The following is a 22,475-nucleotide window of genomic DNA, read 5'->3' as shown; positions in this document are numbered from 1 at the left end:
GTGACTTGTTTTTGGTTTTTTGGAAAAAATACCCAGGGAGGCTACTCGTACAAAAACGGTAGATGCTCAAGGCCAATTTCCTCAGAATCAAGTGATAAAAACTCTTCCCAGAATGGATCATTGGGTAGAGCGGCTCGGCAAAGAATTGATTCCTTTTTGACGGGATGAACAAAAAACAACCGACGGGCGTGTAGGTTGATGCTGCCGTCGTTGTTAGCGCGGGCATAGCCGTATTTCAAATCTCCACGAATCGGACATCCAATTGCAGCTAATTGTACCCTGATTTGGTGCGGTCGGCCTGTGATGGGTGTTACTTCCAACAAAAAGTGCTTATTGATTTCGCCCAACACACGGTAATGAAGCTCGGCTTTTTGCGCGTTGGGTACGGGCATGTCGTGGGCTGTAACAAAATTCTTGGCTTCGTCTTTCACCAACCAATTGGTCAATTTATCTTGGTTTTTGGGAGGGCGACGACGCACTACAGCCCAATAAGTTTTTTGAACTTCGCGCTTGCGGAAAATTTCGTTCATGCGCTCAAGCCCTTTGGAAGTGCGTGCAAAAACAACTAGCCCGCTCACGGGGCGGTCGAGGCGATGAACTGTTCCTAAAAATACTTCACCAGGTTTTTCGTACTTTTCCTTGATGTAGTCTTTTACTAATTCCAATAGAGGTATATCGCCCGTGGCGTCGCCTTGGACAAGAATACCTGGAGCTTTGTTGACAACAATGAGGTGGTTGTCTTCGTATATGACATGAAATGGCTTGGCCATTGAGATAAAGCGTTTGTGTTAATTAACGGTAACGGATACGAACGGGGGATAGTTTCAATACGATTCCTTTTCGTTGGGGAAATCGTTGGATTTGACGTCCTTCACGTAGTTCTGAACGGCGTCGGTCATGATACCGTGCAAATCGGCGTAACGGCGTAAAAAGCGTGGTTTAAACTCCTTTGTAATCCCTAGCAAATCGTGCAAAACAAGGATTTGGCCGTCGGCATGAGGCCCTGCTCCAATCCCGATGGTCGGGATACTCACGCTTTTCGACACTTTTTGGGTCAGCGACGCGGGGATTTTTTCCAACACCATGCCAAAACACCCAATTTCGTCAAGCATTTGGGCATCTTGCAAAAGCTTTTCGGCTTCAGCTTCTTCTTTTGCCCTTACCGTGTAGGTACCAAATTTATAAATAGACTGCGGCGTAAGTCCCAAATGCCCCATCACAGGCACACCCGCACTGAGGATACGTGTAATAGAATCTTTGATTTCGATGCCTCCTTCAACCTTGACAGCATGGGCACCCGACTCTTTCATAATGCGAATGGCAGAATCAAGCGCGGCACGGGAATTTCCTTGGTAGGAGCCAAAAGGCAAATCGACGACCACAAAGGCGCGTTTTACGGCCCTGACTACGGCTTGGGCGTGGTAAATCATTTGGTCGAGGGTAATCGGCAGGGTAGTTTCGTGACCTGCGATGACATTGGAGGCTGAGTCGCCCACCAAAATAATGTCAATACCAGCAGCATCAACGATGCGAGCCATCGAATAATCGTACGCAGTAAGGGCCGATATTTTCTCGCCCCGGTGCTTCATTTCCTGAATGATGTGGGTCGTTATTCGTTTTACTTCGACAGAAGATAACTGTGTTGACATAGCAAATTATTATACGATTTTTGGGAGTACTACTAACGAGGACGAAGCCACGGTTCGGGGTTGAGGCGATTGGCTTTGTTGTTATTTAATTTCCAAATCTGAAAGTTAACTTCTGAAATTCCTTCGCCGTCCGTGGCGACCACCCCAATAACGTCACGCGCTTTTAAACGTTGTCCAGGTTGAACGTTGACGCTCTTGAGCTTTGCATAAACGGTGTAAAAGTCGCCGTGCTGAACAAGCACCACGTTTTTCATCAAATATTGGTTCTCAATTCCTAAAACAACCCCATCAAATACGGATTTAACTGTCTCACCTGCTTTGGTTTGAATATCGATTCCGTGGTTTTCTTGGTTGACATTTTTCATTACTTCTTTGGTCCCAAAACCATCAGAAATAAACCCAGGCACGGGCCACGGCAAGCGGCCTCGATTGGCGGCAAAAGAGGAAGCCAGTTTTACTTCTGCTTCATTCATCCCGCTTTCGTTCACTTCTTCAACCTCTCTTTCTTTTTTCGGCTCGGGTTTGCTTTCTGCTTCGGCTTTGGCTACCTCGTTGTTTTCGCGGGGTTTTTCAGTAGGTTTATTGCGAGCGGCTTCTCTTTCAGCCCGTTCGCGCTCAACGCGTTCAGCTTTTTCGCGGTTTGCTCGTTCGCGAGCAGCAGCACGAGCTCGCTCGCGGCGTTCTTCGATTTCGCGTTGAATGATGCGGGTTAAAGCATTTTCAAGTTGTTTGTTGGCTTTCCGAACTTCCGATACTTCGGCGATAATTTCTTTTTCACGACCGCTCAATTCTTTTACAACTTTATCTTGCTCTCCTTTGAGTTGTTCCAAATTTTTACCTTCAGCAATCTTGGATTGGAGGGCGTTTTCTTGGTCTTTCTTTTTGTTAGAAATACTCGTTGATTTAGAAATCATCAACGATTGCACTTTTTTCATTTCACTGACCTGCTTTTCCCGCTCGTCAGTGTATTGTTTTAAGTATTTGTAACGAATCAAAAACTGATTAAAAGTAGGTGCCGAAAACAAGAAACTAAGCTCACTGAGGCTATTGTTGCGTTTGGCGGCGTTATAAATCATCTTTGCATACTCTTCGCGAAGTTTTGAGAGGTCTTTATCAAGTTCCAATTTTGCTTTTTGCAACTCGCTCAACTCATTGTCCATCAATTTGAGGTCTTCGTTGATGAGTTCTACCTTGCGATTTTGGGCGTTGATTTGCTGCTTGATGGCCTTGAGCTGCCCCAAACTAGCACGTTTTTGTTCCGTTGTTTTTTTCAATACTCCCTGAAGTTCTTGCAAGCGTTCAAGGTTTTCGCGTTTTTCTTTCTCTAGTTGTTGGCGGCTTTTTTGGGCAAATCCCTGAAGACTTGCTGTGAGTAACCCAACAATCAAAAAAGAAATAAAGCGTATTCGATAAATGGCATTCATACAGTAATTTTAGTGTTAGTTTCGTTCGTATTTGGCAGGAATACTGAACGGAAAGCTCAAGGGTTTTTCGCTCAACTCAACTTTTTGGTGCTTGATTCGAAACACCGTTTGGTAGCGTTGTTGGTCTTTTTTTGACTCGTAATCCAACTCAATCAAGCTGGTGTAAGGAAATAAGTAATTGTTGAGCTGGGTAAAATCTTCGTAGTCGAGCGTCAGTGAGTTTTTGGTGGGCTGCTCAGTCACCAACAGCTTTTTCAAGCGGCGATTTTGCTCACCAATGTAATTTTCAAGGGAAATTTTACCTTCGTCTTGGCGAAGCATAAAATAGTCTTTTTCTTTTTTGAAGCGCTGGCCTGGTTTTTTCGGAATGGGCATATTTCCCACTAAAATCGACTGAATGAGGTCAAAACTTAGCTGAAAATTAAACTGCTGACTCAGTCCTGCAAAGTCATACAAATACACCTTTTTGTTGTAACGGTCCACAATTTTGATGGAGTCTCTAGTAATGATACCCCGTACAACTTCAATGGGACCTTTAGAAACCTGCAACCAAAGCAAACTGTCTTTACGCATCCGCATGGTCACGCTGGCATCGTCAATTTCTTGGTCTTTGCTCTTAAACGAGATTTTCGATTTGGCACTCAAATAACGAAAATCAACATTTTCGATGCTGACTTTAATGTCTTCATGTTCAACGACTGGCTTAACGGCAATTGCAGTATCCTTTTTAGGTTGAACGATGGTATCTACTTTTACGACAGCAATGCTGTCGGTGGGGACACTTTGCTGGCTTTTTTGTCGTTGGCGATGGCACGACGACAAGCCTGCAAAGAGCGTAATTCCCACAAAAAACAACCAATTGAGCTTCATTCCTTTGTTTTTATTCTATCAACTGTCCTGTTGCAATTTTTTTATCTATTTGTTGGCTGTTTTCTCCCATACTTTTGGCCTTTTTCCATTGCTCCACGGCCTTTTCTTTTTCCCCGAGTTGGTACAATACGTCCCCATAATGCTCTACAATGGTACCGCTTACCTTGTTGTTGCTTTCAATGGCTTTTTCGAGATAAGTACGGGCGTTTTTGTAATCTTTCATCACGTAGAGTACCCAAGCATAGGTATCTAAGTAAGTAGCATTGGTGGGATGACGCTCCACTACGCTTGCGGCCATTTCTTTGGCGCGCCCGAGCTTATCTTTACGAAGCGATAAGAAATAGCTGTAATTATTAAGTACGTGGTCGTTTTTAGGGTCAATTTTAAGGGCTGCTTCGTACGAATCATCCGATTTGGCGTACTCGCTAAGTCCGTGGTAGGCATCTCCAAGTTGGGCCAAAATAGCGCCTTGCAAGTCTTTGTTTTCACTCGTTAATTTTTGCGCTTCTTCGAGGGCATCCACAGCCTGCTGGTAGTGTTTTTTCACAAGATGTGCCGAGCCGTTGGAATACCAAAAAAGCCCTTGGTTCGGAAACGTTTCAATGGCTTGTTCCGAATGGGCAATGAGGCTATCCAGTTGATTCAAATCACTATCAAGTTGCAATACAGCTCCCCACACTTCATACATTGATGGGTTGATACGGGCGGCTTTCATGTAAGCATTACGCGCTTCTGCTTTGCGGTCAGCTTTGGCGAGGAGGTCGGCATACACTACGTAAGCCCGCATGTCTTTGGGGTGCGCTTTGACGATTTCTGCGGCGCGATTGAGCACTTCTTGGCGTGTAGCCTCGTCTTTGGCTTCCCGCAGCAGTCCCACCAACGCCTGCATTTTGGTATCAATGTCAGCATTGGGGTTATTAAACATTTGCCCCATTTGCTGGTCGGCGGCCTTGTTATCACCATTTTGTCTAAAAAGCTCCGCCAGCATTATGCGAGCATCGCCTTGGTCGGGGTTAATTTTGAGGGCTTTTTCGAGTTGTTCTTGTGCCTCTTTGGGGCGTTTGCCCATGATAAGCAACTGCGCCAATTCCACCACATATTGTGCTTCAGTCGGCTCGGCATTGATGAGTTTATTGGCTTCGTCGATGGCTTTGTTGGGCTTATCTAGTTTGAGATAAATCCGTTGCTTTTGGTGAATAAGGTCTTCATCGATACCCAGCGATTTTTCCACTTCGTCGTACGCTTTGAGGGCTTCTTCGTACTTTTCATCCAAAATATACACCGCTGCAAGCTCAAGTCCGTACTCGGCATTTTCGGTATCTTTTCGGATAATGTCTTTGTACAGTTCGGCAGCCTTGCTGTATTTGCGTTGTTGACTGTAAATTTCGGCTAACTGTATGATATAAAACGTATTATCTGGAGAAAGTTGGGTTGCTTTTTGGGCATAAATAGCGGCTTCGTCCAAGCGTTCACGTTTGAGAAGAACACGCGCCAACTCGTAGTTAATAGCAGGGATATTAGGACTCATTTTGAGAGCAGTCCGAAGCACGCTATCAGCCCGCTGGTATTCCTCCATCGTAGCGTATTTCATGCCGTCGGCAAGCAAAGATTCTAACTCATATCTTTGCGATTTTTGGGCGTCGGTTTCTCCGACAGGTTTATTTTTTTGAGCCATCACAAATTGACTCAAAAAAAGGACTACCCAGAGAAGGGATGGATTTTTCATTGATTAAGAGAATCTCGTTGGCTGGTGCTGTTTAAGGCTCAATCTATCATAAAAAACGAGATAAACGAAGCAAAATTGGAAGAATTTAGCCGTTTTACCAAAATTTATGAAAAACCTACCCCAAAATACGTGTTTTAGGGGTAAGCGATTTCAAGCCAGACAGGGCAATGGTCGGAGTGTACTGCATCGGCCAATTGGCGACAAGCTATGACTTTGTCTTTGAGGTCGCTACTAATTGACTGATAATCAATGCGCCACCCTTTGTTGTTGCCCCTTGCTCCTGCCCGATAACTCCACCAACTGTATTCTACCAAGTCGGGGTTGGCATGACGGAAGGCATCCGTAAAACCACTTTCAAACCATTTGGTCATCCAAGCGCGCTCTTCGGGCAAAAATCCTGTAGTGTTTTTGTTGCGAACGGGGTCGTGAATGTCGATTTCTTGGTGGGCAATGTTGTAATCCCCCACAATGACTAGGTGCTGACCTGTCTGACGAAGCGCATGAATCCACTCGTAAAAATCCTCTAAAAAACGCATTTTGACATCTTGTCGCTCATCGCCGCTTGTTCCTGACGGAAAATAAGCATTAACGACGGTCAAACCGCCAAAATCAGCCCGAACGACGCGCCCTTCGTAATCGTACAATTCCATTCCGCAGCCATGTACGCAGCGATCGGCGGGAGTTTTGGCAAAAATAGCCACTCCACTATAGCCTTTTTTTTGGGCGGCATTCCAGCCTACCAGCTGATAACCAAGGGTTTCGAACTCAAGCAAACTCACTTGGTCGAGGGTAGCTTTTACTTCTTGAAAACAAAGAATGTCAAAAGGTTTGTCGGCGAGCCATTCGGTAAGGCCATTGCGCATGGCAGCGCGAATGCCATTGACGTTGTAGGTAAGAATTTGCATAGGAGGGATAAAAATTGGTCGCAAATATAAAGAGCGCACCCCAACGAGATGCGCTCTTTACTAGATTCTTTTGGGGAAATGAGCCACCCCTCGTCGTTTATTTAGTGAGTGATGGCTGCTTTTTTGTCGGTTTTGTCACTAAAGAAAATCAGGAACAAAACAAGTACGCCTGCTGCAATACCTGCGGGAACTGTCCAGACACTCAGCCAGTTGGTGATATTTTCGGCATTGGTGTTGTTGGCAAGCACTTGTCCGCCCAACCAAGAGCCAATACCCATCCCGATGCCGTAGGTCGCCAAGGTGATAAGCCCTTGCGCCTGTGATTTGATACGCTCCCCTGCTTTGGTATCGGTATAAATTTGCCCTGTCACAAAGAAAAAGTCGAAACAAACGCCGTGGAGTAAAATGGCGGCATAGAGCATCCATTCGCTGGTAGAGGCATCGCCGTAGCCAAAGCAAAGGAAGCGAATAATCCAAGAAATAAGTCCAACGGCAAGCATCCATTTTACGCCCAAACGGGTAAATGCCAACGGAATAAGCAGCATAAAACCAACTTCCGATACTTGACCGAGTGACATTTTGTTTTCAACAAACTCCATGCCCGATGCCCGCAACGAGGGGTTAGCAAATGCGTAGTAGAACGACAACGGAATGCAAATCGCTACGGAAGAGATAAAGAAAATCGTAAATGAACGGTCTTTGAACAATGAAAAGGCATCAGCGCCGATGATTTGACCAATGTTAACGGGGCCCGTAGCACGTGGTGGGGTATTGGGAAGCGTAAAAGCCAATAGACCAAGCACCAACGACGTTCCCATCGAAATTTGGAAAATAGTGGCTTTATCGCCCACGTTTAAGAAACCAATGAGGTTGGTAACCGCAATCCAAGCCACGGTTCCCATCACCCGAATGGTAGGAAAATCTCTTTCGGGCGATTCGATTTGACGCATCGAAATAGATGTGGTAAGCGCAATGCAGGGCGCAAAACACAAGCAGTACAATAAAATATACCAGAAAAAATTATTGGCATCGGTGACTTGCGAAAGCACAAATAGCAACCCAGCGCCGATAAGGTTGAGCACACCGAGTACTTTTTGAGCCGCGAAATATCGGTCGGCTACAGCACCAATAAAAGGCGAAATAATCATAGCAATAGAGAACGCAGTGTAGGCATTCCCAATTTGGTCGCCCGTGGCATTGAGCTGTTTACCAAGATAAACGCTCATTTGTCCGTACCAAGATCCCCACGTAAAGAATTGGAGGAACATCATGAGCATCAGTTGTATCCGAACCGAAGATTTCATAGTTAGTTTTTTAGGGTTTTAATGTTGAAGTGGCGAAAATGGTGCTTTTTACGGTAAATTTCAAAAAAAGTGGGTTTGTTGCCGATACTACTCTTTGATTTGGGGAACATACTAGCGGCCTTTGCCTCCCAGCGCGATTTTGTGGGTAATTCGGCGCTTTTTGTGAGGAGTATTTGTAATATTGCAAGAAAACGAACGTGTTATGCTCACCAAACTTCATATCCAAAACTTTAAAAGCCTAAAGGAGGTTACGCTGGACTTACAGCCCGTGAATCTGTTGATAGGGCCTAATAATTCTGGAAAAACAAATCTGTTAAAGGCAGTGGAGTTTTTGGGCAAATACAGGTTGTCACAACTTCCCGTGGATATATTTTTACAAACCTGCTTTAAACATGAAAATGCTGAAGTGCTAGTAGGAGTTGAAGCTGCTGAACAAAGCTATATTGGTAAATACAAATTAAATGATTCAGAAGAGGGAATAGAGCGTTTGAGGTATTATAATGCTAAAGAAGCAGATAATGTGAGTGTGACTCCAGAACTCTTAGAATTTATAAAGGTATTAAATGAAATTCAGTTATATCGTCCGAACCCATTGAAATTTACGGAAGCTCAACCCATTATTTCTAGCGTTGCTGTCAATGAAGACGTTTCCAATTTAGTGCCATTTTTAGAAACCTTACGGGATGAGTACAGAGAAAATTTTGCCCAAATTGAGGAAGACATACGGAAGTGCCTACCAGAATTTCAAGACATTCGTTTCAAAACGGTAGCTCCTACTACCAATAGCAATGATAACCGTACCTTCAAAAAATGGGGTTTGTTCAGCGAGGTCAGTAAAATGACTTACTGGGCCGAAGAGCTTTCAGAAGGCGTTCTGTATTTTGTGGCGCTGCTGTGCATCATTCACCAACCGAATCCTCCTAAATTGCTTCTATTGGAAGAACCTGAACGGGGAATACACCCACGACGGATTAAAGAAGTCATGGATTTTATTTTTAACCTGTCGCAATCCAAAGGCATTCAGGTAATTATGACGTCACATCATCCGTACGTTCTGAATGAATTTGAAGATATGCCCGAGGCGGTTTTTGTGTTTGATAAAGATGACGAGGGCGCTACTCAAGTTCGAAATTTGCAAAAAGACATCATTGCTCCATCCAATGAAGAGAATGATAAACAGGGTTTACCCAGAATTAAGTTTACTCAAGACTTGGCCGAACATTGGTTTTCGGGCTTTTTAGGAGGAGTACCCGCATGAGAACGCTCAAATATGGGTTTTTCGGAGAAGATATTGCCCAACAACTTTTCCTTGAAAATTATCTTTTGCAACTCCCTCTTATCCTAAATGACCAGGTAGCCTTTGTGCGTGATGTTGATTTTAAACTTAAAGGACATAATAAGTCAAATGTGATAAAGCTCTTGTCGGATGCAGTTCAGATTGGATTATCACAATATCACCAAGATGTGTTTTTCGTGGGAGTTGATTCGGACGATGAGCGTATGACTGAGCATAAAAAGCAGTATCTTCAAATAACTGAGCAGGTTAGTTTAGCACATCGAGATAAAACCTTTATTTTCATTCCAGTTCAATGTATCGAGCACTGGCTTTTGTATTTGAAATTTAAAAGAGAGCATCCTAATTCCAATAAAAATGAAAAGTACGAGCAAATTGCACGGGCAGATGCCAAGAAAAAAATGTACGGAAATGCTCGACCTGTTATGGATAAACAGATGGGTATAGTGGCAAATTGTACCCAAAATATGGATATTGAATGGCTGGTTGAACGCTCCGAAAGTTTTCGCCATTTTCATTGCCAATTAATTGATTTTCTTACTGATAAAGATACCAAGACAAGCAGATAGTTTGGCTTGTTTTATAGTTTCATGAAGCAACTAATTCAAAACCTCCAAAACGGACAGACGATTTTGGAGGAAGTGCCCGCTCCTCAGGTGAAACGCGGTGCGGTATTGATTCACACTCGACGCAGTTTGGTGTCGTTGGGTACTGAGCGAATGTTGGTCGAATTTGGGAAAGCCAACCTGATTGAAAAAGCCCGCCAACAACCCGAGCGCGTTAAAATGGTGTTGGATAAAATCAAGTCGGATGGCTTGATGCCTACCCTAGAAACAGTTTTTAACAAATTGGGGCAACCTTTGCCGTTGGGATACTGCAACGTCGGTGAAGTGGTTGCCGTCGGAGAAGGGGTTTCCGACCTGCGCGTGGGCGACCGTGTGGCGTCCAATGGCTCTCATGCCGAAATTGTGTGCGTGCCGCGTCACTTGGTGGCCAAAGTTCCCGACAATGTCACTGACGACGAAGCAGCGTTTACGGTCATTGGTTCCATCGGTCTTCAAGGAGTTCGGTTGCTGAATCCTACTTTGGGTGAAACGGTGGTGGTAATTGGACTGGGGTTAATTGGGCTGCTCACGGCCGAACTGCTGCGCCTGAATGGTTGTCGGGTAATTGGGGTGGATTTGGACGAACAAAAGTTAAAGATAGCGGCAAGCAAAGGCATCATTCCGTGCAATCCACGCTTGGGCGACGACCCCGTGAAGTTTGTGGAAAGTTATACCCACGGCGTCGGAGCGGATGGCGTAATTATAACGGCTTCGGCCAAAACCGACGAGATTATTTCGCAGGCCGCGCGTATGTCGCGGAAACGAGGGCGAATTGTTTTGGTGGGTGTGATTGGACTTCAACTGAGCCGAGCCGAATTTTACGAAAAAGAATTAACGTTTCAGGTTTCGTGTTCCTACGGGCCAGGTCGTTACGATGACGATTACGAACAGAAAGGCGTCGATTATCCGCTGCCGTTTGTTCGTTGGACCGAAAATCGAAATTTTCAAACCCTCCTTCAATTGCTGGAATCGGGGCAGTTGGATGTGAAACCGCTCATTACGGAGGTTGTGCCATTGGAAAATTATGCCACTATTTACGGTGATATGAGTAAAGGAGGCACGATTGCCTCGCTACTGGCGTATCCCGAAAAGCCTTCGCTTTCCCGAACTGTTCGTTATAATGACACGGTTTTTGAAGCTAAAAAAGGAGTTGTTGGGATTATCGGGGCGGGTAATTTTACCAAAATGACCTTGCTGCCCGCCTTAAAAGACGGAGCAAGTCAAGGCGGGGCAAAGCAGAACAGTATCAAATACATTGCGAGTGCAAACGGGCTATCGGGGACGGCGTTGGCCCAGAAACACGGCATTGCCCTCAGTACCACCGACTACCGCGAAATGTTGGCCGACGATGAGGTGGATTTGGTACTTATCACCACTCGCCACCACCAACACGCGCGCCTGACGATTGAGGCTTTGCAGGCGGGGAAACACGTGTTTGTGGAGAAACCGCTGGCAATTTTTGAGGAAGAATTGAACGAATTACTCACGGTAAAAACGTCGGTTGCGCCTGCTACGAGTGTCACGGTGGGATTCAATCGCCGTTTTTCGCCTCATGCTCAAAAAATGAAATCGCTGTTAGGCAATGCCCCGATGAACGTGATTGCGACCATGAACGCAGGCTTTATTCCTGCCTCGTCGTGGGTGCATGACCGTGCCGTGGGCGGAGGACGGATTTTGGGAGAAGCCTGTCATTTTATCGACCTGATTACATTCCTAACAGGTAGTAGGGTGACAGCCGTATGTATGAACGCGATGGGGACAAATCCGACAGAAACGACTGATAGCGCCAGTATTTTATTGAGGTACGAAAATGGTTCAACGGGCGTCATCAATTATTTTTCCAATGGCAACAAAGCGTATTCAAAAGAGCGAGTAGAAGTGTATTCGCAAGAAAGAACGCTGATTTTGGACAACTTTCGTACGTTGGAAGGATACGGTTTTAAAGGATTTTCAAGGCTCAAAACTACGCAAGAAAAAGGACACAAAGCGCAGTTTCAAGCATTGATGGAACGAATTCAGAGCGGTGGCGCCCCCCTAATTCCTTTTGACCAAATTGTCAATACAACTCAAGCCTCTTTTGCGGCCCTTCGGAGCTTAAAAGAAGGTCGTTGGGTGGAATGTTGAGGGGATAGTACAACCTAAAGCGATTCGCATTCTCTCCTAAAGCGTTAGCCAATAATTGAGTTTAAACACAATAGCGCGGCTTTTATTTCGGAAAAGCGGGTCGGTGTAGTAGTTGTCGGTGTAAACCAAGAAAAAGTCGGACATGGGTTTGTAGCGCCACTGCAAACGACTGTTGACGTTGAAGTTGTTGCGTTGGGTGTTAAACTGTAAAAACGTTGTCCAAAACAGTTTCGTAGAGAAATTGATTTCCACCCTTGGGCTAACCAACAACAAACGGTCGCTACCGTATAACGTAGGCAATTTGATGTCGTTTTGCTCAAAACTCATCGAAAAATTGCCCCAAGGCTGGGCGCGGTACGTCATTTCGAGCGAATACTGCTGGAGCGTACCATTGTAAAACCCTCCCGCGCGTACCGCCGCCGTAAAGTAGAACTTCTTCCGATAATCGGAGCTGTACGTGGCATTAACCTGATTAAACACATACCTGCTCGATGGCAGCGCATGGTCGCTGTCGGTAAATAAAAACGGGAAAAGTGCTCGTACGTCGTTGTGGTCAAAACGTAAACCAAACGAACTAGCATTCTGAAACTGAACGTCGTAGGTCAAGCCCAAAGTGTATTCGTTGAGGGTTCCGTTGGGGTTCCAAACAAAGAAATTTTCCGCCCCAAACGCATGATTATTAACTTTGCTGTCTTTGGGACGAATATTGAACTGCGTTTCGCTATACACTTGGTGAAACCCTAAACGAATGGTCGTGTCTGACTGGATTTTTCCAAAGCGGTCAACAATGTAAGTTGGGTTTTCGAGGCGATTGATAAAACCCATGTCGGCGTAGTAATTGCTCCCAATGCCGAAGTAATCGACAAAAAAACTGATCGTACGCCCAAAATACCCTGCACCAAATTGCTTGGCCGTGTTATCGTTAGTAACGGTGGGTTTTTGTGACCAATGGTAGCCCGTCCACACGTTCAAATCACCTTTGGTATTGGAGTAGTTAAATTCCAATCCTTGATTTCGCCCATACTCCCCCATCGGGTTTTGCAAGCGCTCGTTTTCGGTCATAAAACCCTGACGGTTCAACACATAGCCTTTAACCAGTGAGCGTTTTAGTACTTTTCGGTTGAACGAAAAAGCCGTAAAATTTTGGGCGGGATCTTCCCCTTTAGCCGCCGTTTGCATCGACATGAGGCCAACACGCCAGTTTTTATCCAAGTTGCCACTCAAACGCGCTCCTGCCAAAATCGGCAATGGCTGGGCGTTGCGGTCGAGCCCGATGGCACGCGAGAAAAAAGGCCGAAAGGGAGGAATACCGTAATTGCCAAAAAGGTCGGCATTTTCGAGAAAAAACGTCCGTCGTTCGGGAAAGAAAATGTTGAAACGTGTCAAATTTGTTACTTGACGATCTACTTCTACTTGCGAAAAATCAGGATTGACCGTCAAGTCAAGGTTGAGCGAAGGCGTCACCGACAACTTGGCATCCAAACCGCCGTTGAAAGTACCTTTGGTAGGCGTGCCTGCCACGTGGTCGTGGGAAGTACCTCCCGTAATGTAGGGCACAATCGACGCATTACCTTTGACCGCAGGCGGAGGTGTTTCCCAATTAAGCGCCGCCGTATAGCCCAAATCGTACCCATTGAAGTTGACAGGAATAAACGTCCAAGTCGAAAATTGGTTGTTTTTGAGGTCGTTACGCCCAAAATTAACGCCCCATTTGGTCTTTTTGGGGTCGTAGCGAAGGGTTTTGAAAGGAATTGCTATTTCGACCGTCCAATAAGTGGGATATACTTTGGTTTGCGAATACCATTTATTGTCCCAACTTCCCGTCATTTCTTCGGTTTGGAACGCCAGCAAGTCTTCAAACTGCGCATTGGCCACACTTACCCCAAAAAAGAACCCGTTGGTCCGCTCGTTGATGGGATCTAAAATGATACCAAAAGCATCTGAGCTCCAGTAGTCACCGTCGCGTTTGAGGGTTTGAATGACGTGCTTATTGGTATCGCGACATACGGCCGCCACGTACAAAAACTTGTCATCGAAAGTCATCCGCACCTCGGTATCTCGTTTGATCGGGACGTTGTCTTGGGGCCAATGAGCTGCAAAATTTTTGGAAACTTCTAGCCCTTGCCACGCAGGGTCTGATAAATCTCCGTCGATTTTTATTTCTCCTTTGGCTTTACGGATGACGTGCTGGTATTTTTCCTGATACGCAGCACCGCCGATGGCCGTGGATTTTTCTTGGGCATTAATGGCAAAACTTGAAAGAACAATAGCTGCGAGACAAAGAGTAGATTTTTGGAAATACATAGATAGAGATAACGGCTGTTGAAACAAAACACAAAGGTATCTTATCTAATTGGGTAAACAGACCAACTACTACCTAAATGGTAAAAAAACAGTTACCAACCGTCGTTTTTATCGAATGATAGTTTAATTTACGTTTTTGGTTTTGTGCGACTTATGAAGTAAGTTTGAGTAAATATCAATACTTTCTCTACCAGCTTTATGATACGTATTTTTACCACGGGTGTCGCTACGCTTGGCCTCATTGTAGGGCTTTTAGTTCAGACTTCAGCCCAAAGTCTTCCTAGTCCTTCTACTTTGTTTAAACGTCAAGTAACGTTTGGGACGGGGGGCGGATTTGCGGGAACAACGCGCAGCTTCGTCCTGCACGAAAACGGAGATTTGTGGGTGCGGGAACGGGCAACTGATTCTCTCAAATTGCACAAGACCCTCAGCGACAAACAAACAAAACAATTTTTCCAGTCGGCCGACCAGCTCCAACTGGACAAGTATAAGTTCAATAGCCCTGGCAATGTTTACTACTTTATTGAGTACAATAACCCCAAAAAGAGATTGAAAGAAAAAGTGACGTGGGGAGATTCCAAACGCAAAGTTTCAACCTATGTACAACGCTTTTATAATCAGCTCATAAAAACGACCTAAACTTCGTATCCAATGAAAAAATATCTATGCACGTTCGCTTGTTTGGGAGGGCTGATTTTTTCGGCAAGCGCCCAAAAGAACTTAAAACAACCGTCACGAACTTCCGTGACGACCACCGACGAGCTGGCACGTAAGTTAGGTGCCCAGGACGTGGATAATTCGATGTATTTACGAAATGCGAACCCCATCGAAAAGGCGGTCATCGACGGTAGCGCAAGCCAATTGAATGAATTTACGGCACTACGGGAGGGAATTCGGGTAGTCAAAGATCCTACAACGGGTTTGCCAATTTATATCGAAGGCCGCCCGAAAACGATGCTAAAATCGGCGCGAAAGGCCAGTACCTCGGCCGAAGCCAAAGCGTTTGATTACCTGTCGTCGGTCAAAGGATTATTGCGTTTAGAAAATCCTGACCAACAGTTTGAATTAAAACAAATTGATACCGATGAGTTGGGACAAAGCCACCTTCGTTTACAACAATTTCACAAAGGTGTGCCTGTATATGGCGGCGAGGTGGTGCTTCATACCAACCGCGAAGAAGTAACAACGCTCAACGGCAAGTTTTTTCCAACGCCGACCTTGACAAATACAGTGGCAAACCTAACCCTGCAAGCCGCTGAGAAAGTTGCTTTGGACGAACTAGCCAAAACGACGGTAGTGCGCACCATGACGTTTGGGGAGAAAAAACTATTGCAGTACGACAAGCCTAAAACCGAGCTTTTTGTCTATCATCATTCTGACCAAACAACGCACCTCACCTACCGCATTGAAATCCACCCCAATTTCTTAGAACACTGGGTGTGTTTTGTGGACGCGCACACGGGAGAAGTGTTGAAAAAATACAATAACCTATGCTCACTCGATGGCCCCGTAAAAGCCACCGCTTCTGACCTTAATAACGTCAGTCGGTCGATTGATGCGTATTTGCACCAAAACCGTTATTATTTATTGGATGCAAGTCGGATTGGTCCCGACGGCAAAGCGATGTTTAAATCTACGCTTTCGTCCTTGCCCGATAGCCCGATTGGCGGTATATTAACCATCGACGCGCAAAATTCATCCGTCGATAATGAAAACCTTAACTTAGCTCACATTACTTCTTCAAACAATTCGTGGAATAACAAAACGGCAGTATCAGCGCATTTTAATGCGGCTACGGCGTTTGAGTATTTCAAAACCGTTCACAAACGAAATTCTATTGACGGAAAAGGCGGAACGATTATTTCTATCATCAACATGAACGACGAAAAAGGCGCAATGGATAATGCTTTTTGGAGTGACAAGTTGATGGTGTATGGCAACGGAAAATCGGCGTTTAAGCCACTAGCGGGAGGACTTGACGTAGCAGCGCACGAAATGACGCACGGCGTAATTCAAAACTCAGCCAATCTGGAATACGAGTCGCAGTCGGGGGCGATTAATGAGTCGATGGCGGATGTATTTGCCACCATGGTGGATCGCCGCAACTGGACGATTGGGGAGGACGTAGTACGAACAACGGTCTATACCTCAGGGGCTTTACGCGACTTGGCTAATCCCAACCAAGGCGGAACGCGTGACAACGGCTACCAACCCAAAAATATGAACGAGTACTACACAGGCACAGAAGACAACGGCGGCGTACACATCAATTCGGGCATTCCGAACTGGGCCTTTTTCAAATTTGCTTCAGCAACCTCGCGCGAGAAAGCAGAGCAGGTTTATTACCGTGCCCTCACGTTGTACCTGACTCGTTTGTCTCGTTTTATTGATTTGCGTTTGGCCGTGGTCAAAGCAGCTACCGATTTATACGGCGCTTCCAGCGCGGAGGTATCGGCTGCCAAAACCGCTTTCGACGCCGTTGGGATTACCGATACGGGCAGTAACTCATCGACACCAACCAACCAAACGCTTCCCACCAACCCTGGTGAAGACTTTTTGTTGATGTATGCTACGGGTGATAAAAAACTGTACAATGCGCCTGTCAATTTATCGAAATTTACCCCTTTGGTAACGGCAGCCATTGCCCACAAACCAAGCGTAACCGACGATGGGAAGTTTGCTTACTACGTAACCACCAACGATAAGTTTATCAAAGCCATTAATTTACAGGGAACTGTAACAGAAACGGTGATTTCAAACGAGGCGATTTGGGAAAACGTAGCAGTCTCCAAAAATGGGGAAGCTTTGGCCGCCATTACAGTAAACCAAGATAAATCCCTTTGGATATACAGCTATACCAAAAAAGCGTGGAAGAAATTCACCCTTTACAACCCCACTTCCGCCCAAAACGTCCAAAGTTCACAAGTAAAATACGCCGATTCGTTTGAGTGGGATGCCACGGGCGAATACATCATTTACGATGCCTACAACGAGCTCGCCACGGCGGGTATCGCGGCGGGCACAAACAGCGGAAAAATTGGCTATTGGGACGTAGGAATTATTAAGGTATGGGACAACGCCAAAAGTGATTTTGGCCCAGGAACCATCAATAAGCTTATTTCTAACCTAGAAAAAGGAGAAAGCATCGGCAACCCGACTTTTGCCAAAAATAGCCCAAACATTGTCGCGTTTGACTACATTGACCCCGATGGAAGTAATTACATCATCGGAGCGAACATTGACCGTGGCGAACTCGCAGGCATTGTCGAAAATAATGCCATTGGGTATCCTGAATATTCTAAAACCGACGTCAAAATGGTATTTAATACCCTCACTAGCGGGCGCGACGATGTAGGAATTATTGACTTAAATACCGACAAAATTAGCCCAAAAGGAAGTTCTACTTCCTTTGTCAGAAATGCCAAATGGATGGTATGGTACGGCGTAGGAACGCGTACTTTACCGAAAAAACAAAATCAGACGATCAACGTCTCGTCGGTAGCTGATAGAACGACCAAAGATACACCGTTTGGCATCAGCGCGACGGCGACCTCTCAACTACCCGTAGGCTTCAGCTTGGTTTCGGGGCCTGCGGAGCTTTCGGGGAGCACGGTGACATTGACAGGAACAACGGGAACGGTGCAGATTGTGGCCTACCAAACGGGAAATACGGCGTTTTATGCCGCTCCCAACGTCACGATTTCGTTCCGCGTAAATCCTGCTCCCGTGATTTTGTCGGTGCCTACGACCACAACGCAAGTAATAGCATATCCAAACCCGACGATGAATTTTTTGACGATAAAAGTGCCTAGCAATGTAATCATTGAGGACATTCGGATGACAACCACCAACGGCATGACCCTGCTCAATCAAACACCGCGTAGCAATAATGCTCAGGTGGACATGAGTCAATTCTCACAGGGGACGTATTTGTTGCACATCAAAACCAACGAAGGTACTGAGACTCAAAAAGTGATTAAACAGAACTAAAACAACTCTTTTCAGCTGAGGTTGTGAGCAACCTCAGGCACGTGTTCTTCTGGTTGCTCACAACCATAAGAAAGCCATGAAAAACCCTGCTTCAAAAATTGTTTTTGAAGCAGGGTTTTTCATGGAAACAACTTTTTGAATTAGAAATTTGTTGCCATTCTGTAACACCCACATTAACAAGCTTCACACAATGAAAAGAACAGTATTTGGGCTTTTTGCCTTTTTTATTTCTCTTTCCACTTTTTCACAAACAGCGATTCCCAAAAGTACATGGCGAGCGGCATTGATACGAGGCCAGCACGAAGTTGTATTTGGCCTTGAAATTACGCCCAAAGCCAACGGTCGTTACGAAGCGATTGTCGTAAACGGCGCAGAACGCTTGGCTATGGACGAAGCCTACGTAGAAGGCGATTCGTTGCACATTCCGATGCTCATCTTTGATTCGGATTTGGTGGTAAAAGTGTCTGGTAATCAAATGAAAGGTTCTTGGAAAAAAAACAGAAATGGTAAGTGGGTATCTGTTTTACCCTTCAAAGCTGATAAAGGAGAAATATATCATTTTGCTAAAAAGCCACAAGCGACGTCGCACAACGTGGCGGGCAAATACGCGACCTATTTCCAACGTCCAGAACGCAAGGATTCGTCGTTTGCGGTAGGGATTTTAGAACAAAAAGGGAGCAAATTGGCAGGAACATTTTTAACCCCGACGGGCGATTATCGTTATTTGGCGGGTGACATTGTGGGCGATAGCCTGTTTATGTCGTGCTACGATGGTTCTCACGCGTTCTTGTTTCGGGCGGCCATTCTAGCCAACGGTAAAATCCGTGGTGGAATGTGGTCGGGTATATCAGGTTACCAACCGTTTACTTCTACCCGCGACGACAAGGCGGCTTTGCCTCCTCCAACGGCACTTACCTACCTAAAACCTGGCTACGAAACCCTCGATTTTTCGTTCCCAGATACCAAAGGAAACAAGATTTCTCTCAAAGACGAGAAATACAAAGGTAAGGTAGTGGTACTGCAACTTTCGGGAACGTGGTGTCCCAATTGCATGGACGAAACGAAGTTTATGGTACCTTGGTACAAGAAGAACGCCTCGCGCGGGGTTGAAATCTTAGGATTGATGTTTGAACGCTCGCCCGAGATGAAGATTTCAGGGCCAAAAATAGATTTTATGGCAAAGCGTTTTGGCGTGCCTTATCCATTGGTATTAGCAGGAACCAACGATGCCAACGCGGGGCAAGCATTGCCAGCGCTCAATAAAGTGGCGGGGTATCCAACGACCATCTTTATTGATAAAAAAGGCCGCGTTCGCGAAATCCACACGGGTTTCTCAGGGCCTGGGACGGGAAAATACTACGACCAATTTATTGAAGAGTTTAATGCGTTGATTAGCAAACTATTGGCCGAGTAAAAAGTGCAAATATTTACCATAGAAAACAGCCTAGTGTCTCAAAAAGAAAAATTACTCCTTTTCGTGTTGGCGTGTTTGAATTTCACGCACATCATGGACTTTATGATAATGATGCCGCTTGGCCCTCAGCTTATGCGGTATTTTTCCATTTCCCCGCAAGAGTTTGCCTTATTGGTATCTGCGTATAGTTTTAGTGCGGGGCTATCGGGTTTTATGGTGGCATTTATTGCTGACCGTTTTCCGCGTAAACAAATCATGCTGACGGCGTATATTGGCTTTATCGTCGGGACGTTGGCGTGCGCCATGGCACCTACATTTTGGCTACTGATGGCTGCCCGAACGTTTGCGGGCGTTTTTGGAGGCGTACTTGGCGCACAAGTGATGTCCATTGTCGGTGATGTGTTTGAATACGAACGCCGTGCACGGGCGATGGGCGTGGTGATGACGGCCTTTTCGGTGGCGTCGGTTGTAGGAGTTCCGCTTGGTTTGTACTTGGCTACAGAAATTAGCTGGCACGCTCCTTTTTGGTTTGTCGGAATCCTCGGCATTGTGGTCATTGGACTCATTTGGCTATACGTACCTCGGTTGGATGGCCATTTAAAAGAAAGAGCTCAAACGACGCACCACCCCCTAGAAGCGGTCACGCATATTTTACACGATTCCAATCAGCTACGAGCGTTGTTGCTCACAAGCGTGATTATGCTCGGTCACTTTAGCATCATTCCGTTTATTTCTCCGTATTTGACCATCAATGCGGGTTTTGGTGAAAACCAACTGTACTTGATTTACGCAGTGGGCGGTGCGTTGACCCTCTTTACTTCTCCCCAAGTGGGAAAACTCGCCGACCGCAAAGGAAAATATCCCGTTTTTGTGGTGTTTGCACTGCTTTCTACCTTGCCGATGTGGCTTATCACCAACATGTGGACCAATAGCCTCGTGATTGTGTTGGGTACGGCCGCGATATTCTTTGTTTTTTCAAACGGGCGCTTAGTTCCTACGCAAGCGATGACGTCGTCGGTGGTGTTACCGCAGCATCGGGGAAGCTTTATGGCCATCAATTCTTCGTTGCAGCTACTGATGCAGGCCGTAGCGGTGTATCTGGCAGGCATTGTCATTCAAAAAGCCCCCGACGGCAAATTACTGCATTACGACTGGGTAGGCTACGGAGCTATGGTCCTCATCACGCTAAGTATCTTCATTGCCCGCAGGGTCAAGCCTGTGATGTAAGGGAATGACAGAATGTCGAGTGCAGAGTGCAGAGTGTCGAATAAGTGGATTTCATTCGACCCTCTGCACTCGACACTCAATTTGACATTCTGCACTCGAAATTCGACACTCTCTCTATTTCCATCCTTCCCGATACTGACGTTTAACAAACGCGTTGGCGGGGTCGAAGTTGGTGATTTTCATGTTTTGGCCGTCCCAAAGGAGTTTTTTACGACCTGTAAATTTGCCATTTTCGCGGTAGAGATAGCTACGAACGGCCAAATTTCCCATCAAAACAATTTCAGTGAGCGGGCCTGCTTCGGCAAATGAAGAGCTGGTATATGTACCATATCCTGATTTGCACGCTTTGACCCATTGCTGCTGGTGGCCAGCGGTATCACCTTCCACGAGGGGACGAGTAGGGGCGGGGAACTTCACGTCTTGTAGTTGCCCTTTGATAAACAATTTAGGATTTTCGCCAAAGAGCTCACAAGCCAATACCCCTTTGGTTCCGATAAACATCACGCCACCGTCGTTGTCGGCGAATACTTTTTCGTAATCGCAGCCCTCAGGGAGTTTGGGTTTGATACCCCCGTCGTACCAAGAAAGGCTCAGTTCTGAAAATTTCTTAGAGCTTGGGTGGGGAAATTTGAGGTGAACCGAAGTAGCTTGGGAGCCAATGTCTTCAAAAAAAGCTTCACGAAAAAAGTCACTATACACCGAACTCGCCGAGCATTCTACCGATGTCGGATAGCCCAATTTTAGGGTTCGGAACGGCACATCCATGAAGTGACAACCCATGTCACCCAACGCTCCCGTACCAAAATCCCAGTAGCCGCGCCAACGGAACGGCATGTAGGCTTCGTGGTATTCGCGGTAAGGAGCAGTACCAAGCCACAAATCCCAGTCAACTTCGGCAGGGATGGGCATGGTTTCTTTTTTGTCGCGGGGAGATTTTACTCCTTGTGGCCAAACGGGTCGGTCAGTCCAGACTTCCACCGTATGTACTTCTCCAATCATCCCCGATTGGACGATGGCTTCGGTTTGACGAGTACCTTTGCCGCTGCTCCCTTGGTTTCCCATTTGGGTCACGAGTTTTTTCTCTTGGGCGAGCTGCGTGAGCATTCGCGCCTCCCAAATATCGTGGGTAAGTGGTTTTTCGAGGTAAATATGTTTGCCCAATTGCATCGCCGCACTACCAATGACGTAGTGCATGTGGTCGGGAGTGGTCACAATCACCGCGTCGATGTTTTTGGTTTCTTTGTCCAACATCTTGCGGTAATCTTTGTAATAAGGGGCATTGGGGAATTTCTCGCGGTATTTTTTGGCTTGACGGTCATCTACATCGCACAGAGCGACGATGTTGTCTGAGCCGTTGTTGTACGCTTGCTGAATATTGTAGTCGGCTTTGCCTCCGCATCCGATGGCAGCGATGTTGAGTTTGTCACTTGGAGCAACAAACCCTTTGCCTAATACGTGCCGTGGCACAATCATGAAACTGGCGGCTGCTACTGCGCTTCCTTTCAAAAACTCGCGACGAGCGACGTTTTTGCTATCTTTTTGGTTCATAGGCTTGTAGTGGAAGAATGTTTCTCTCCAAAGCCAAAAGAAATGCGTTTTTACTTTTACGAGGTTTTGAGAAACCTCTTCCGTGGATTTG

General features: G+C 45.9%; 16 protein-coding genes. 7 read left to right on the top strand and 9 right to left on the bottom strand.

Features of this window, described 5'->3' with window-relative positions; translation table 11 throughout:
• Positions 1-41 precede the first annotated feature (41 nt).
• The 7 genes from K339_RS0115080 to K339_RS0115045 all read right to left on the bottom strand — a co-directional run bounded on the left by K339_RS0115080 (position 42) and on the right by K339_RS0115045 (position 7,878).
• Complete coding sequence (locus K339_RS0115080) at positions 42-770, bottom strand: RluA family pseudouridine synthase (protein WP_028524339.1); 729 nt, start codon at positions 768-770, stop codon at positions 42-44.
• 54 nt (positions 771-824) lie between these two features.
• A complete protein-coding gene (gene panB, locus K339_RS0115075; RefSeq protein ID WP_028524338.1) occupies positions 825-1,649 on the bottom strand; it encodes a 3-methyl-2-oxobutanoate hydroxymethyltransferase in 825 nt (274 codons plus the stop codon).
• A gap of 32 nt (positions 1,650-1,681) precedes the next feature.
• A complete protein-coding gene (locus tag K339_RS0115070) occupies positions 1,682-3,073 on the bottom strand; it encodes a murein hydrolase activator EnvC family protein (protein WP_064750970.1) in 1,392 nt (463 codons plus the stop codon).
• 15 nt (positions 3,074-3,088) lie between these two features.
• Positions 3,089-3,943 carry a lipoprotein insertase outer membrane protein LolB1 gene (gene lolB1 / locus K339_RS0115065; protein ID WP_037300398.1) on the bottom strand — a complete coding sequence of 285 codons (855 nt, stop codon included), beginning with the start codon at positions 3,941-3,943 and terminating at the stop codon, positions 3,089-3,091.
• Between the two features lie 10 nt (positions 3,944-3,953).
• Complete coding sequence (locus K339_RS0115060) at positions 3,954-5,669, bottom strand: tetratricopeptide repeat protein (protein WP_028524335.1); 1,716 nt, start codon at positions 5,667-5,669, stop codon at positions 3,954-3,956.
• Between the two features lie 134 nt (positions 5,670-5,803).
• Positions 5,804-6,574, bottom strand: a complete 771-nt coding sequence (locus K339_RS0115050; RefSeq protein WP_028524334.1) for an exodeoxyribonuclease III — start codon at positions 6,572-6,574, stop codon at positions 5,804-5,806.
• A 101-nt stretch (positions 6,575-6,675) separates the two neighbouring features.
• Entirely contained in the window at positions 6,676-7,878 is a 1,203-nt protein-coding gene (locus tag K339_RS0115045) for an MFS transporter (RefSeq protein ID WP_028524333.1), read from the bottom strand.
• Positions 7,879-8,080: 202 nt separating this feature from the next.
• Between K339_RS0115045 and K339_RS0115040 the strand changes: the two genes are divergently transcribed.
• The 3 genes from K339_RS0115040 to K339_RS0115030 are packed head-to-tail and all read left to right on the top strand — an operon-like array spanning position 8,081 to position 11,901.
• Entirely contained in the window at positions 8,081-9,136 is a 1,056-nt protein-coding gene (locus tag K339_RS0115040) for an AAA family ATPase (RefSeq protein ID WP_028524332.1), read from the top strand.
• Positions 9,133-9,741 (top strand): hypothetical protein, encoded by a 609-nt coding sequence (locus K339_RS0115035; protein WP_028524331.1) that lies wholly within the window; start codon positions 9,133-9,135, stop codon positions 9,739-9,741. Before K339_RS0115040 ends, K339_RS0115035 begins: the two co-directional genes overlap by 4 nt.
• 21 nt (positions 9,742-9,762) lie before the next feature.
• Complete coding sequence (locus K339_RS0115030) at positions 9,763-11,901, top strand: bi-domain-containing oxidoreductase (protein ID WP_028524330.1); 2,139 nt, start codon at positions 9,763-9,765, stop codon at positions 11,899-11,901.
• 36 nt (positions 11,902-11,937) lie between these two features.
• On the opposite strand, the gene K339_RS0115025 is transcribed toward K339_RS0115030, so the two are convergent.
• The gene (locus tag K339_RS0115025; RefSeq protein ID WP_028524329.1) at positions 11,938-14,205 is read right to left on the bottom strand and encodes a carbohydrate binding family 9 domain-containing protein; all 2,268 of its coding nucleotides are present in this window, start codon (positions 14,203-14,205) and stop codon (positions 11,938-11,940) included.
• 198 nt (positions 14,206-14,403) lie between these two features.
• On the opposite strand from K339_RS0115025, the gene K339_RS0115020 reads away from it, so the two are divergent.
• From K339_RS0115020 to K339_RS0115000, 4 genes are all read left to right on the top strand, one after another.
• Positions 14,404-14,844, top strand: coding sequence for a hypothetical protein (locus tag K339_RS0115020; RefSeq protein ID WP_028524328.1), 441 nt, complete (start codon positions 14,404-14,406; stop codon positions 14,842-14,844).
• A 12-nt stretch (positions 14,845-14,856) separates the two neighbouring features.
• Positions 14,857-18,195 (top strand): M4 family metallopeptidase, encoded by a 3,339-nt coding sequence (locus tag K339_RS33760; protein ID WP_051398024.1) that lies wholly within the window; start codon positions 14,857-14,859, stop codon positions 18,193-18,195.
• A 190-nt stretch (positions 18,196-18,385) separates the two neighbouring features.
• Complete coding sequence (locus K339_RS0115005) at positions 18,386-19,609, top strand: peroxiredoxin family protein (RefSeq protein ID WP_028524327.1); 1,224 nt, start codon at positions 18,386-18,388, stop codon at positions 19,607-19,609.
• 3 nt (positions 19,610-19,612) lie between these two features.
• Positions 19,613-20,836: an MFS transporter gene (locus K339_RS0115000; RefSeq protein WP_310586630.1), complete on the top strand. Its 1,224-nt coding sequence runs from the start codon at positions 19,613-19,615 to the stop codon at positions 20,834-20,836.
• A 114-nt stretch (positions 20,837-20,950) separates the two neighbouring features.
• On the opposite strand, the gene K339_RS0114995 is transcribed toward K339_RS0115000, so the two are convergent.
• Complete coding sequence (locus K339_RS0114995; protein WP_028524325.1) at positions 20,951-22,384, bottom strand: Gfo/Idh/MocA family protein; 1,434 nt, start codon at positions 22,382-22,384, stop codon at positions 20,951-20,953.
• Positions 22,385-22,475: the final 91 nt, after the last annotated feature.

The organism is Runella limosa DSM 17973 (genome assembly GCF_000482465.1).
In the GTDB taxonomy this organism is placed as follows: domain Bacteria; phylum Bacteroidota; class Bacteroidia; order Cytophagales; family Spirosomataceae; genus Runella; species Runella limosa.
This window is presented reverse-complemented; position numbering and strand designations above follow the sequence as displayed.

What these genes read in the sequence shown, in the direction of transcription:
- K339_RS0115025 (WP_028524329.1), bottom strand. Translation starts at nt 14,205, where the DNA reads ATGTATTTCCAAAAATCTACTCTTTGTCTCGCAGCTATTGTTCTTTCA.
- K339_RS0115035 (WP_028524331.1), top strand. Translation starts at nt 9,133, where the DNA reads ATGAGAACGCTCAAATATGGGTTTTTCGGAGAAGATATTGCCCAACAA.
- K339_RS0115020 (WP_028524328.1), top strand. Translation starts at nt 14,404, where the DNA reads ATGATACGTATTTTTACCACGGGTGTCGCTACGCTTGGCCTCATTGTA.
- K339_RS0115070 (WP_064750970.1), bottom strand. Translation starts at nt 3,073, where the DNA reads ATGAATGCCATTTATCGAATACGCTTTATTTCTTTTTTGATTGTTGGG.
- lolB1 (WP_037300398.1), bottom strand. Translation starts at nt 3,943, where the DNA reads ATGAAGCTCAATTGGTTGTTTTTTGTGGGAATTACGCTCTTTGCAGGC.
- K339_RS0115060 (WP_028524335.1), bottom strand. Translation starts at nt 5,669, where the DNA reads ATGAAAAATCCATCCCTTCTCTGGGTAGTCCTTTTTTTGAGTCAATTT.
- K339_RS0115050 (WP_028524334.1), bottom strand. Translation starts at nt 6,574, where the DNA reads ATGCAAATTCTTACCTACAACGTCAATGGCATTCGCGCTGCCATGCGC.
- K339_RS0115005 (WP_028524327.1), top strand. Translation starts at nt 18,386, where the DNA reads ATGAAAAGAACAGTATTTGGGCTTTTTGCCTTTTTTATTTCTCTTTCC.
- K339_RS0115030 (WP_028524330.1), top strand. Translation starts at nt 9,763, where the DNA reads ATGAAGCAACTAATTCAAAACCTCCAAAACGGACAGACGATTTTGGAG.
- K339_RS0115040 (WP_028524332.1), top strand. Translation starts at nt 8,081, where the DNA reads ATGCTCACCAAACTTCATATCCAAAACTTTAAAAGCCTAAAGGAGGTT.
- K339_RS0115045 (WP_028524333.1), bottom strand. Translation starts at nt 7,878, where the DNA reads ATGAAATCTTCGGTTCGGATACAACTGATGCTCATGATGTTCCTCCAA.
- K339_RS0115080 (WP_028524339.1), bottom strand. Translation starts at nt 770, where the DNA reads ATGGCCAAGCCATTTCATGTCATATACGAAGACAACCACCTCATTGTT.
- K339_RS0114995 (WP_028524325.1), bottom strand. Translation starts at nt 22,384, where the DNA reads ATGAACCAAAAAGATAGCAAAAACGTCGCTCGTCGCGAGTTTTTGAAA.
- K339_RS33760 (WP_051398024.1), top strand. Translation starts at nt 14,857, where the DNA reads ATGAAAAAATATCTATGCACGTTCGCTTGTTTGGGAGGGCTGATTTTT.
- panB (WP_028524338.1), bottom strand. Translation starts at nt 1,649, where the DNA reads ATGTCAACACAGTTATCTTCTGTCGAAGTAAAACGAATAACGACCCAC.